Raw genomic sequence first — 14,006 nt, 5'->3', positions numbered from 1 at the left:
GCTATCCGATGTTACCACCGCTGCCGTATGGGGCGCATTCTTGAGAACATTGTTCTCGCGGTCGGCTTTCCCTTCTTCTATTTCTTTGATCTCGTTCCTGATCTCGATCAGCGCCTCGATGAAGCGGTCGAGCTCTTCCTTCGGCTCGCTTTCGGTAGGCTCGATCATCAACGTTCCGGCTACGGGGAAAGAAACGGTAGGAGCGTGGAAGCCATAGTCCATCAGGCGTTTGGCGATATCTTCAACTTCAACGCCGGCTTTTTTGAAATCGCGGCAGTCTACGATCATTTCGTGCGCGCAACGGCCATTGGTTCCTGTATACAGGATCTTGTAGTGGCCTTCGAGTCTTGCCTTGATGTAGTTGGCGTTCAGGATCGCGTATTTCGTTGCGTTGGTCAGGCCATCACCACCCATCATGGCAATGTATGCGTAGGAGATGGTGAGGATGCTGGCGCTGCCCCACGGTGCGGCTGACACAGCGTGGATGGCGTCTTTTCCTCCGGTGGCTACTACGGCGTGGCCGGGAAGGAAATTCTTGAGCTTGTCGTTGACACAGATCGGTCCCATGCCGGGGCCACCACCACCGTGCGGGATACAGAATGTCTTGTGCAGGTTCAGGTGGCATACATCGGCACCGATATTGGCCGGCGAGGTAAGGCCTACCTGGGCGTTCATGTTTGCGCCATCCATGTATACAAGCCCGCCGTTTTTGTGGATGATCTCGCAAATCTCCGTGATCGACTCTTCGAACACACCGTGTGTTGACGGATAAGTTACCATCAGGCACGAAAGCTTGTCTTTATACTGCTCCGCTTTTGCTTTGAGGTCGGCAACGTCGATCTTTCCTTCTTCATCCGACTTCACTACAACTACATCCATACCCGCCATCACGGCGCTGGCAGGGTTGGTGCCGTGTGCCGATGCCGGGATCAGTGAAATATTCCTGTGGTTGTCGCCGCGGCTCTGGTGATAAGCGCGGATCACCATCAGGCCTGCGTATTCTCCCTGGGCACCACTGTTGGGCTGCAGGGAAACACCGGTGAAGCCTGTGATCTCTTTCAGCCAGTTTTCAAGGTTGGTGGTGAGCTCGCTGTAACCCTTCACCTGGTCTGCAGGCGCGAAGGGGTGAACGTTTCCGAACTCCGGCCACGTTACAGGGATCATCTCCGCAGTGGCATTCAGCTTCATGGTACACGATCCCAAAGAGATCATGGAGTGGACCATGGAAAGATCTTTGTTCTCCAGCCTTTTGATGTAGCGGAGCATCTCGTGCTCAGAATGATGGGTATTGAATACGGGATGTGTGAGAACCGCCGACTTCCTGATCAATGATGCAGGCCAGCCGAGCTCCTGACCGTTGGGTGATGTGGCGGTTACCTTTTTATTTTCTGCAGCACCCAGCACTTCAAGAATAACATTGATATCCTGCGCCGCGGTGGTCTCATCGAGCGAAATACCGATGTGGTTATCGGCGAAGTAACGGAAGTTGATCTCACGTTTGGTGGCTTCGCGCTCAACAGCTTTTTTATCAGTTACAGCAACTTTGAGGGTATCGAAGAAGTGTTCGTTCACCTGTTTGAGGCCCAGCGCTTTCACACCGGTCTCCAGTGACTTTGCAAGGGCGTGAATGCGTCCGGCGATCTTTTTCAATCCTTCGGGGCCATGATACACGGCATACATTCCGGCCATCACTGACAGCAGCACCTGCGCGGTACAGATGTTGGAAGTTGCTTTTTCCCTGCGGATGTGCTGCTCACGGGTTTGAAGCGCCATGCGGTAACCAGGGTTGCCGGAAGCATCTACCGAAGCACCGATGATCCTGCCGGGCATCTGGCGTTTGAAGTCGTCTTTGGTGGCGAAGAACGCTGCGTGCGGTCCGCCGAATCCCATTGGCACACCGAAGCGTTGCGAAGAGCCAACCACAACATCGGCACCCATCTCTCCGGGCGATTTGATCAGCAACAGGCTCATGAGGTCTGCGGCCATTACCACAAAAACATCTTTCTCGTGGGCCGAGCTGATCAACGAGGTGTGATCTTTCACGGCACCGTTGTTATCCGGATTCTGAAGGAAGATGGCGAACAGGTCAGGGTCTGTGATATCGGCTTTGCTGATGTCGCCGACCACAAGCTCCACACCGATGGGTGCAGAACGGGTTTTCAAAACATCGATGGTCTGCGGAAAAGTATGCTGATCGACGAAGAACTTGTGGGCGTTCTTTTTCGAAGCTTTGCGCGATGCGTACAAAAGATGCATGGCTTCGGCCGCAGCGGTGCCTTCGTCCAGCAGTGAAGCGTTGGCGATCTGCATGCCTGTGAGGTCGATCACCATGGTCTGGTAGTTGATCAGCGCTTCGAGACGTCCCTGGGCAATTTCTGCCTGGTAAGGGGTATAAGCGGTATACCACCCGGGATTTTCCAAAATGTTCCGGAGAACAACGCCGGGTGTAATGGTATTGTAATACCCAGTACCTATGTATGATTTAAAGACTTTGTTGCGGGACGCCAGCTTTTTGAACTCGTTTAAAAATTCGAATTCAGACTTAGCCGATGGAAGATCAAGCGGTTTTTTCAGCCGGATGCCGGCGGGTATGGTTTGGCTGATAAGCTCATCGATCGACTTTGCCTTGATCACCTTTAACATTTCTTCAACCTGGTGGCTGTCGGGTCCAATGTGCCTGGATTCGAATTTTTCTGCGTACTGGGAATCTATTTTCATCGATTGTAGGGAATTTCAGTATCTGGTGAAACGTGTGGTTTGCGGAAATTCAGCCTGATTATGGCCTGGCGAACATATTTCAGGCTATAATCCTCATAACCGGGCAAAACTTGGCCGCAAAGGTAATTGAGTTAACACACAATTAACAGGAGAAAAGTGCAGAACGTTTAACAGTTTTTACCGATCGTTGAAAAAATCCGGACTTAACTGCTCGAATTGATAAAAATCCCCAAAAGTCGGTTTAGTTTTGAGCATTAACCTTAAACGAGCAATCCCATGAAATTAAAACTTGGTGTATTTGCCTGGAGCATTTTGTGCTGTTACGGCCTGTTTGCCCAGGACCCCGTTGCCCAGCAATACGGCAACAAGATCGTACCCTCCGATCTGAAAGAATATTTGTCAATTCTGGCGTCAGATGCCATGGAAGGGCGTGAGACCGGAACCCGTGGCCAGAAGATGGCAGCGGCATTTATCAGCGCTCATTTCGAAGAACTCGGTCTTGCCGGTCCCTTGAACGGCAGCTATTATCAGCCGGTACCCCTCTATACCAGTGTTCCGGCAGAATCGTACGTGAAAATTGGTTCAACCCAGTTCAAAAATTTTGAGGATGTGATCTACTATGGCACAGCCGATTCAGGTGGAGAGGTTACGTTTCCGCTTGTTTTTGCAGGCCAGGGCCGCCCGGAGGATTTTGAGCAGGTGAGCGTTGACGGAAAGGCGGTCATGATCCAGATGAATTCCGAAGAGAACTTCAGAGGCCCGATCACACGCGCCCGCGAGAAAGGCGCCAAGATGACCGTGCTGTACAATACCGATGCAGAAGCGTTCAAACAACTGCTGGGGCAGTTCAAAGGATATTTATCCGGCGGCGCCCTGTCGTTGAACAAACCGCAGCCCGGCAGCGGAGGCGTGTTCTTTGTATCGCCCGACGTGGCTGCCAAGCTGATGAACACATCGATGGAAAAATTATCAAAGGCTGCCACCGAAGAATCCAAAAAAGGCGCTTTGAAAAAAATGAAACCCGGAAACCTGGTGTATAAAACTTCTATGGAAATAAAAACCGTGAAGTCTGACAACGTGCTGGGCTACCTGGAAGGCATTGACAAGAAAGACGAGCTGATCATTGTAACAGCACACTACGACCACATCGGCAAAAGGAAAAGTGGCGAGGGCGACCTCATCAACAATGGCGCCGATGACGACGGCTCAGGTACTGTAACCGTGATGGAGCTTGCCAAAATTTTCGCGCAAGCCAAAAAAGACGGAAAGGGACCACGCAGAAGTATGCTGTTCATGACCGTTACCGGTGAAGAAAAAGGACTGCTGGGATCTGAATATTATTCTGAACATCCGGTGTTCCCGCTGGATAAAACCGTAGTGGACCTCAACATCGACATGGTAGGCAGACGCGATGCACAGCACAAAGACAGCGCGCCTTATGTTTATGTGATCGGCTCCGACAAACTTTCAACCGAGCTTCACAAGCTGAGCGAAGCCACCAATAAAACATACACCAACCTGATCTTTGATTACACCTACAACGATCAGAACCACCCTGACAGGCTGTACTATCGTTCTGATCACTGGAATTTCGCGAAGAAGAATATTCCCATCATCTTCTACTTCGACGGCATCCACGAAGATTATCACAAGCCCAGCGACGAAGTGAGCAAGATCGAATTCGACCTGATGGCCAAACGGGCACAGTGCGTGTTCTATACTGCCTGGGAAATTGCTAATCGGGAGCAGCGGATTATGCCGGATGCTAAATAGAAAAGAAGCCAGGAGTAAGAATAGAAGTCAGGAGCCAGAAGCCAGAAGTCAGGAGCCAGAAGTTAGGAGTCAGAAGGGGTAGGGGAGGCTCAACGATTGATTCTGAACTCAACGATTGGTTTCTGAACGAAGTAAATTAGAATAAAAAAGCGGGTTAAAACAACCCGCTTTTTTATTGAAGCGATCGCTTACTTATTGTTCAGTGTATCACTTTGTTGTTGTCTTCTTGTGGTGTCACTTTCTACACCGGGTGCTTCGGATTCCATTCCGGTGGTATCGGGTTCAACGGTTTCGGTGTTGTCAGCATCGTTCTCTCGTTCGCTTGACCGGCTATTTCTGTCGCCGCAACTGATCGCAGCTGCAGCCAGTAGAATGAATATGAGCTTTTTCATTTTTTCACAGTTTAGTTTAACATAGTTTTAGCTGCCTGGTCTCAGGCAACGGTTAATATTTTTGATTGCACTGTAGAAAAAATTATTGTGCCGGGGAAACATCAGCGGCATTACAGAGATTGCAATCCTTTGCAACGGATGGGATAAGCGAATAATATTTTTTAATACCGGCAGCAGGTTGCCAGCAATGTGAGAAGCACATTACACAATGGCAACTGTCAAGCGGGCTTTGAAGCGCCGGGAAAAATCAATCAAGCGGAACGTTCACGTGGCGCTCGGCGTGATACGAAGAGCGAACGAGCGGTCCTGACTCCACGTATTTCAAGCCGCGTTTCAGGCCTTCTTCACGATAGAGTTCAAATGTATCGGGATGAATGAATTCGATCACCTCGTGGTGAAGTTTGGTAGGCTGCAGGTACTGGCCGAGCGTGAGGATGAGCAGGCCATGCTGAACGAGATCATCCATGGCTTTAAAAACTTCTTCTTTCGTTTCGCCCAGGCCGAGCATAATACCCGACTTTGTTCTTTTGCCCGCTTCGCGAATGCGTTTGATCTGCTCGAGGCTTCGCTCGTACTTGGCTTGCGGGCGCACATTCCGGTACAGTCTGCTTACTGTTTCCATGTTGTGCGAAACCACTTCCTGGCCACCTTCAATCATGCGATAGAGTGCTTCCCAGTTTCCCTTGGTATCGGGGATCAATGTTTCGATGGTTGTTTCAGGGCTGATCTTCTTGGTTTCAACAACCGTCTGGTACCAGATCTCGGCGCCGCGGTCTTTCAGCTCGTCACGGTTCACAGACGTGATCACCGCGTGCTTCACTTCCATACGTTTGATGGCTTCAGCAACGCGTTTGGGTTCTTCTGTATCGTATTCGGTAGGGCGGCCTGTGGCTACGGCGCAGAACGTGCAGCTGCGGGTGCAGACGTTGCCCAGGATCATAAAAGTAGCGGTACCGGCTCCCCAGCATTCGCCCATGTTGGGGCAATTGCCACTCTCGCAAATGGTGTGAAGCTTATAATTGTCCACAAGCTTGCGTACCCTGGCGTAATCGGGTCCCACGGGAAGCTTCACACGAAGCCAGTCGGGTTTGCGCTTACGGGTCTCTTCCTGCGAGATTACGGGCAGCTCGATCATCGGTCGATTGGTTAGATTTCAGACATGAGAAGGGAGACACCAGACTGGGAAAAATCTGTGTGTCTCATCCCGATCGCTATCGGGACTCACATCTAATAAAGCGATTTACTTTCCAATAAGTTCCTTGTACTGGGCGGCTGAAAGAAGACCGGCAACAGAGCCTTTGAGCTCCATTTTGATCATCCATCCTTCGCCATAGGGATCTTCATTTACCTTTTCCGGGCTGGCATCCAGCAACGGGTTCACCTCCAGCACTTTTCCCGACACCGGCATGAACAGGTCAGACACGGTCTTTACGGCCTCCACGGTTCCAAACACCTCATGCTCATTTACTTCCTGGCCTACAGTGGTAATATCGATGTAAACGATATCGCCCAGCTCGCCCTGTGCAAAATCAGTGATGCCTACAATGGCGGTGTTGCCATCAATTTTGATCCATTCATGGTCTTTGGTGTACTTGAGTCCGTCGGGGATATTCATGGTTAATGAGTTTTTTTATGAAGGTCCAAAAATAAGGAAATTCCTGATACCTGTCGGGTCTTCGATCAACCCTTTGAGCGGTTTTTAACCCTCAAAGGGCTGTGGTCAGATAGGTTAAGATTGCGCCAGGCTGAACCGCACCTGGATACCAAAACGTGTGGTAGCCCTCGGATACGAGTTGGTGATCTGCGGCTTGTTGACGGTGCGCTCAAAATATCCCTGCAGCGTAAGCTTCTGGTTTACCACGTAGCTGATGTTGGGACGCAGCTGGAAGTTGACGTTGCCGTTGGTCACGGTGTTGAGGTCGGAAATTTTACGCTGGATGGTTTTGCTGTCGCTCACCGTAACATTCATGCGGAACGTCACGTCGTTTTTAAGCACGATGGTACGGCCCTGGGCGCGGAACGGCAGCCTGAGGTTGTTCTTGGTATACCCGAGCTCGATGGTAACATCCTTGCTGTTGAGCTCGGTGATCTGCGTGTTGGAAATGTTGAGGGCCACATCGCGTTTGGTCTTGTACTGGGCGCTGGCCGTGAGCCTGTTCTTGGTACGCACCTGCACGCCGATCAGCGGCGCAAATTGTTCGGAGATGAGCACCTGGCTGATCACGTAAACCGGATTGTATCTTTGCAGGCCCGGGTCATAAGTACCGTAGTAAGTTTCGTTGTAATCTTCAACAGGCCTGTTGATCTCCAGGTTGTGGGTATGGGTAGAGTCAAGCGAGTTGGTATAACCCATCACCGAATAAGATGACTGGTAGCCGTGTGAAACAGTAACGGACTGAAAAATGTTTTTGAAGGCTTCAAGCTTGCTTAACCCCGTATAGTCTACACGCCAGTTGGGCATCGGGCTCCTGGGAAACGGTGAAAGGCTTACGCTGTTCAGATCCTTGCCACTGTAGGCTGCGATAAACGCGGGGATCAGCACGTCCTGCGATGTGGTATCATATTCCGGTGCGCCTGTGCCCATCACTTTACGGAAACGTTCCTGAACTCCTGTGAGATTTCTTTCGAACTGCGCGAATACGTTCGAATGTGTATCGTTGTTGGTGTTATCGAACGCCGTTGCGATGGAGAGGAATGAGATCTTGTAACTTCCATTGCGGCTCTGACCCAATGAGTAATAACCGTTGGTCTGGGGATTGGGATCATTTGCAAACATGGCCGAGTCGTACCGGAAGATCTCCGAATAAGACGTGGTCGATTCCTTTTTCACATCGAGCTGGATCTTGAAATCGGTAGAAGGTTCTACGTTGGCGCGCAGGGTGATGGTCTCATTCCTTACCTGACTGAAAGGTGTTGTCAGCTCCTGTGAGCTGGTAAGCCATCCGTTCCTGGCGGCATCTTTGCGGATCTCCGGGTCCTGGCTGCCCAGCAGGAAACCCCAGCCCGGTGCTTTCCAGTGCTCATCCATGCCCAGGAATTTGGGTGTTTGCGCATAGCCCGGCAGTATGGTGCCCTCGGTCAATGAGTAGGTTCCGTTGATGGAACGAAGCGACATGATCAGCCTGAAGATGCCTTTTACAAGCGCCGGTGTTGTTTTCACCGTGTCGGCCTTGGGTGGCTCCTGTCGTGCCGGGGCTGGTTTGCCGGGTTGTGGTCTCGCAGCAGCTTGTGGCCGCGGCGGCGTGTTGATCTCTTTCAGGAACCTGACCTTGTTGTAGAGCTTCACCAGGTCGATCTTTCCCGTCAGGTTGTTGTCGCGGCTGTTCTGGATGGTGTTCTTGAAATCGAGGTTATCAGGAAGATCCTGTATGTTCTTCTTAATGGCAATGGAGTCAGGGATGTTCACCGGGCCCGCTTTCCAGTTGTATCCGGCCTGGTAGCGGTACTCTGCGCCCAGCCAATCCGTGATCGGGAACTTATCGAGCGGCACAGTGTAATTGACCGTGGCCGTCTGATCGAAGTTTTTCATACGGCCCAGGTTCTTGAAATTGTTGATCACGCTGTCTTTCTTTTCCTTCGTATCAAGGTCACCCTGTGGTTCGTCGATAATGGCATTGGCGCGCGCGTTGTATTCGAAGGAGAGGCCACGCGAAATATTCCACCGTACACTGTACTGCCTGTTGAACGTGAAGTACTTCAGGTAATTGGGCTGCTCGCCGGAGCTTCCGTCGTTGCGGTAAACTTTCTTGCTGAATGAACGGTCAAGATCGCCGCGCACCGAGATGTTGGAAGGCATCAGGCTGAAGTTGAAATCCTTGATGAACTTGAGGTACGGCGAGCGCAGCGCCTTGGAGTTCTTGAAGGGCTCGATGCCGGTGGCTTTCGGCGCGAAGTTATAAGCAACAGACCCACGGTATTGCCGCAGCAGGTTCTCTTTGGTGAAATAATTGGTTTGCAGCATCTCACTGTAGGAGTAGCTGAACGACAGGTTTTCAATATCGTAGATGTGTGTCTTGGCGTCAGGCTTCACTTTCACCTTCCGCACGTTCACAAAGTTCAGACTTCGCCGGGTGGTTCTGTCCTGGATCAGCTTTTTGAAGTTGGCGCGTTCTTCCGACTCATCGGGGCCGAACGATTGCAGCGCAGCCTCCACCTTCATATCGGGGTTGGCCGGGTCATAGTTCGGGTTGATGGTTGTGTTTTCATAACTCACGAACATGGGCAGCTTGATGCCGGTGTTGCCGGGAAGCAGCTTGTCTACGTTTACGTTGGCCGACACATCGTAAGCCGTGGTCTCTTCGCGGGTCCGTTCACCAATCTTGGAGCTCACGCTTCCGAATCCGAAGGTGGTATGGCGCAGCGCTCCGGTAACCGTGGCGAAGTCGGCAAGTTTGGCGCTCATGGTTGTGCTCGCGGCCCAGCCGGCGGTGCGATTGAAATCAGTGGTGCGCAGCTCGTTGGCCCAGAAGCAGACAGAGTATGGACGCTGGTCGTCAGACTTTGTATTCCGCACACCGATCATCATCAGCTGCACGCTGCTGAGGTCCGGCCTTCCTACGATACGGATGAGGTGCTTGCCCACCAGTTTGGCACCCTCCCGCGGATAAGATTCGTTGATGGCAAGGCCTGAACGATCACGTTCGGCTTTCAACGCATACAGTGCATTGAGGTCTATATCGATCTCGTTCGCCTCGGGCCACACATCGCGTGCGGTAGGATCCACAATGTTGGGATCCGTGATCTTCAGCGGGATCGCCACCTCATAATAGTTGTCTTCGAAATCGGTACCCAGCCTGAGAAAACCTTGCAGTTCATCGTCGGGCGCAACGCTGTTGGCGTGGAAGAACATCTTCACCCTGCCGTAGTTGAAGAGATCGACAGAAACATTTTTGAAGATGGCACGCGCGTCGTCGTCTTTCAGATCGTCTACACAAACCTGTACGGCCTGTTCGTTGAGCTGCCGTGATATCGACGAAGTGTTATCCCTGTCTCTGCGCACGCCGGGCGGGATCCTGTAGGGCGATGTAGGGCTGCCCTCTTCATAGGCTCCGTTCTCTTCGAGGTTCACAACGGAGACGGTGAAGTCGTTGTACTCAGGTTCCTTATCGCCATCGTATCCGCCCCCGCGCAGGTCAGACTGGTATCTCCTCCAGCGGCTACCGATCATCCGCAGGTTTGCAAAACGCAGCACTACAGGTTGTGAGAACCCGGTGAGGATCATACGCGCATACCGCAGAGATTTGAACCCGGTGATGCCACCGAACTTTCTTTCAAACTCGCGCACCGGAATGCGGTAGAGATACCATGTCACCGGTTCTTTCGCCGAGTTGTTTGCCGTAACGATCTTGTCTACGATATACTCTCCGCCAACGTCCTGCCGGCCCGGGAGCAGGTCAACATCGTATTCATAATATTCTTCCAGCTCGCTCAGGGTATTGTCGGCATTGATGTCTTCGTTGTCTGGCGTCTGGGTGGCTGACCGTGCGATATCCTGGTTGCCATTATTTACCGGCGAGTTGTTCTCGAGACCGTTATAGTTTTTGTAACGCTCCAGCAACTGTGCGTTGTTCCGGTCGTGTTCGCTTCCGAGGAAATATTTGAAATCATCTCCGGAGGGGTCGTTCAGGATGGCCTGTTTTGTTTCTTCCGGAAGCGCGGAGCTGCTGACAGACTGAAGGAATCCGGTGAAGAAAGATGCTTCTTTGCTGGACGGGAGTCCATCGAGGCCCACGTCCTGGTTGGCACGTGACGTGGCGGAAACGTCGAACGCGTTGGTGAGGTATTGCTGGTTGGTCACATAACCCCAATTGGTCCTTGTGGCTCCCGTTTCAAGCTCTCCTGTAGCCGGCAATCCGTTCTCGAAACCGTGTTTGGTGTCGCGGGCAACATCTTCTGAAATATTACCCAGCTGGAAGATGAGCTTTCCACCGGTAGTGTTCCTTTCACCCTCGCGTCCCTTTACAATCACTTTTCCGTTGTCGCCCTGGATGAACGGATCGAGCAGCCAGAATTCAACGTACTCGATATTGGCCTTATCGAAGTCAACCTCTGTGCGGATGGCGGTGGTGATACCGGCCCAGTTCTGCGTGGGTTGCGATTGGAATGTTGACAGCTGTGTGTTGTAATTGTACGGTCCGCGCTCTGAAGGATAGTAGGCCAGGTCAAATATCGCCTGAAAGCCTAACTGCTGCGGGCGCTGGTAGTAGGGAAAGATCTCCTGTGGTCCCACCGCGCGAACGTAGTGGTTTTGCAAATCTTTTTCGTTGATGTTGTCAGCTTTGAACTGGCCATTCTGCCGATAGAACTGGTTATCGATCTGGTACCATGCCAGCTTGGCGCGCCTGTCGTTCAGCTGCACGTCTTTGATGTCGCCGTAAGGATTGAACCGCGTATCGAGGTAAGGTGTGGCAGCCAGTTTCCAGCTGAGTGGGGTCATCAGTGAATACGGCGTGGCGGTATTTTCGAAATCATCGATGTAGCCCGTGCCTTCTCCGTCTATGATGTTCGATGTTCCGGGCAGCAGCTGCGCGAACTCTCCCGTGAAGTTGATGGACGACTGCTCTTTGGTTTGTAGGATAGGAATGGCATCGACCAGCTTGGTGAGCAGGCGACTGTCTTTACGAACGTTGAAGTCGAAGCCGTACTGCATGTTACGGGCGGGCTCTGTTCCGATCTGGTTGCGGCTGATCAGCGGGCGCTCGTTGTAATACAGGAAAGTAGACCCGAAGTTCACATCGTCGTTGAGCTTGTAATCGAAGCGTGTGCCCAGCAGGCTTCGCGTCTGGAAGGCAAACGGATCGGATTGCTCATACTGGATGCTGATGTTTTTTCCGGAGCTCAGCACGCTCTCGTTGAGAATGGTGACCTTGCCGAACGTATAGTCAACCGTGTAGTCGGTGCCTTCTTGTAAGGGCATGCCTCCCGCATAAAGCTTCACCGAGTTCTGAGAAACGCCGAATCCCGGAATCAGGATCTCCCGCGACGACCCGGCGTTGTATTGCCCCATGAGGAAGAATTTGTTCTTGGTGGCAAACAGCTCGGCGTCGGCTTTGGTGGTGCGATAGAGGGTGTCGTATGAATATTTCTGAATGAGGAAGTCTTCGTTGCTCTGTCCTTTGAAAGCTTCGCGCAAGGCTTCCCGGAAAGGTTCAAGATAAGGGAATATGATCAGCCCGGTCTGCGTGTTGATGGTGATGTTCTCTACAAAGTCGAAGTTGCCATCGCGCTGCGGATCGTTCACCGGGTTCAGCTTGTCGAGCCCGAAGATCTCGATGAGCTGCCGTTCACGCAGGGTGGTGCTCCCTTCCTGCAGCTGCGGATTGTCAATACCGGTGCGGTCGTCCCTGTAGATCACACGCAGCTGAAATCCTTCACGGGCAAGCTGGTTTACATTCAGGTTGTAGATGTTCTTCATCATCAGATCCCACGTGGGAATGATCTGACCCTTTCCGTCTGTGCCGCCGCGGATGGCGATCTTGCGGGGACGAAGCAGCTTCAGGAAGATGATCTCTTCATCTTCGAGTGTGGTATAATCTTCTGAGAGCTCGCCTACTTTGAACGGTTGTCCCTGGTAGGTGTACTCATATGCCACTGCCAGCGCTTCGTCGTTCTGCAGCTTGCGGGTAAGCGAAATATAGCCGAGCTGCGGATGGAAGGTAAACTCTGTAGGGTTCAGCTTGCGGGCGCCTGTTATTTTTTCAAAATCCACGCCGTTGGCAAGCCCCATACCGGTGAGACTTGCAATGACATTATCGGGTACCCGGCTTGCGCTGGTAAATACACTATTCAAAGTGTTGGCTTTGTTGAAGGCAGGTTTGGTGGGGTCGCTGGATTTGACGTTGGAGTTGTAGATACGCCTGGCTTCTCCGAGGTCCATCAAACCTACAACGTTTCTCAACGTCTGGGTATCGTTGTTCCGGTTGAGGATGTACACTTCCACGCGGGTAACGTTCACGCCTGAAGTGATCTGCGGCAGGTTGGCGATCCACTTGCGGTAGTTGTCGCGGAAGAAATGGCTTAAAAAGAAGTGGCGGTTTTCGTCGTAGGCCGAAGCAACGATCTCGAACGGCCTTCCCTGCCCGCTGCTGCCGCCGGGGATCTCGATGGATTCAACTTTACCACGTTGTGTAGAAGCGATGGTGGTCACGTTCAGTTTTCCGAACTGCAGCTGGGCTTTGATACCAAAAAGGTTCTGCGCGCCCTGGATCAGGGTGTTGTTCAGCGGAAGGCTTACGTTACCGATCTCGAGCTTCTGCAGGATATCTTCCTTGAAACCGGTGTACTCCACCTTCATGTTGTTCTGGAAATCGAACGAGTTGTTGTTGTCGAAGTTGGCGGTGACGGCAAGCTTCTCACCCACTTTGCCTACCACGCTCATGTTGATTTGCTGGTCAAACTCAAATCCACCGTTGCGTTGCTGGCGGATGGGCATGCCGGGGTTGCTGATCTTCTGGAACGATCCCCCGAAGTCCAGGGTCACAAAGCCGCGGGGTACAAGCTCCACATAACTGCCCCCGAAAATGCGGTCGAGGATCGGGCTCACAAAGATCTTGGGGGTGAATCCACGTCCACTGACGGCACTCTCACCATCCATGGCGCGCGACCGTCCCTGCCAGTATTCTTTCAGGATCTGGCGGTCCTGGTATTGCTTGAACTCCTCGAACGACATGCTGGTGGTGGGCCTGTAGTTGAGGTCGCCGATCTTTTCATAAATGGTATAGTTCTGGCCTGTATCGATCTCAACATCGAGCTTGAGCTTGTTGGGATCTTTCAGGAAGAGCGGAGATTCGGTGGTAGTATTCGAGAAGGGATCGCCATACCGGTCTGACGGGCGAAACGTCGGCCTTCTGCTGGGCTGATACCGGGTAGTGTCGCGTTGCTGCGCAAAAGACTCTTCAGGGAAAAGCAAGAATGCTAACCATGCCAGAAGCAGACGGCTTAGGGTTGTCGCGAGGTAATTCTTCCGGGTAGTAAAGGCCAATCAATTATAAATTAATCAATTTACAAATGTGCCTGCTCTAGGCCGTTACTCCGCGAAGGCTTCGGTGACCGGTGCTTCGGCAGACCAACGGATGTACAGATCTGATGCGTGGCAAAACCTTCTCATCTTCGGGTCTGCACCAC

6 protein-coding genes are annotated in these 14,006 nt (G+C 52.1%); 1 reads left to right on the top strand and 5 read right to left on the bottom strand.

All coding sequences use genetic code 11. The features are described 5' to 3' along the window. Positions 1-2,718 (bottom strand): aminomethyl-transferring glycine dehydrogenase (gene gcvP / locus KK083_RS27130; RefSeq protein ID WP_254169279.1); only part of this gene is annotated, 2,718 nt, incomplete at its 3' end. 276 nt (positions 2,719-2,994) lie between these two features. Between gcvP and KK083_RS27125 the strand changes: the two genes are divergently transcribed. Continuing rightward, complete coding sequence (locus tag KK083_RS27125) at positions 2,995-4,491, top strand: M28 family peptidase (RefSeq protein ID WP_254169278.1); 1,497 nt, start codon at positions 2,995-2,997, stop codon at positions 4,489-4,491. Positions 4,492-4,679: 188 nt separating this feature from the next. On the opposite strand, the gene KK083_RS27120 is transcribed toward KK083_RS27125, so the two are convergent. The 4 genes from KK083_RS27120 to sov all read right to left on the bottom strand — a co-directional run bounded on the left by KK083_RS27120 (position 4,680) and on the right by sov (position 13,863). Further along, positions 4,680-4,883: a hypothetical protein gene (locus KK083_RS27120; protein ID WP_254169277.1), complete on the bottom strand. Its 204-nt coding sequence runs from the start codon at positions 4,881-4,883 to the stop codon at positions 4,680-4,682. A gap of 247 nt (positions 4,884-5,130) precedes the next feature. After that, entirely contained in the window at positions 5,131-6,018 is an 888-nt protein-coding gene (gene lipA, locus KK083_RS27115) for a lipoyl synthase (RefSeq protein ID WP_254169276.1), read from the bottom strand. 105 nt (positions 6,019-6,123) lie between these two features. Beyond that, on the bottom strand, positions 6,124-6,498 hold the full coding sequence (gene gcvH / locus KK083_RS27110; protein ID WP_254169275.1) for a glycine cleavage system protein GcvH: 375 nt from the start codon (positions 6,496-6,498) through the stop codon (positions 6,124-6,126). Positions 6,499-6,612: 114 nt separating this feature from the next. After that, positions 6,613-13,863, bottom strand: coding sequence for a T9SS outer membrane translocon Sov/SprA (gene sov / locus KK083_RS27105; protein ID WP_254169274.1), 7,251 nt, complete (start codon positions 13,861-13,863; stop codon positions 6,613-6,615). Between the last annotated feature and the right edge of the window lie 143 nt (positions 13,864-14,006).

Source organism: Chryseosolibacter histidinae, assembly GCF_018598225.1.
GTDB classification, from domain to species: Bacteria; Bacteroidota; Bacteroidia; order Cytophagales; family Cyclobacteriaceae; genus Chryseosolibacter; species Chryseosolibacter histidini.
This window is presented reverse-complemented; position numbering and strand designations above follow the sequence as displayed.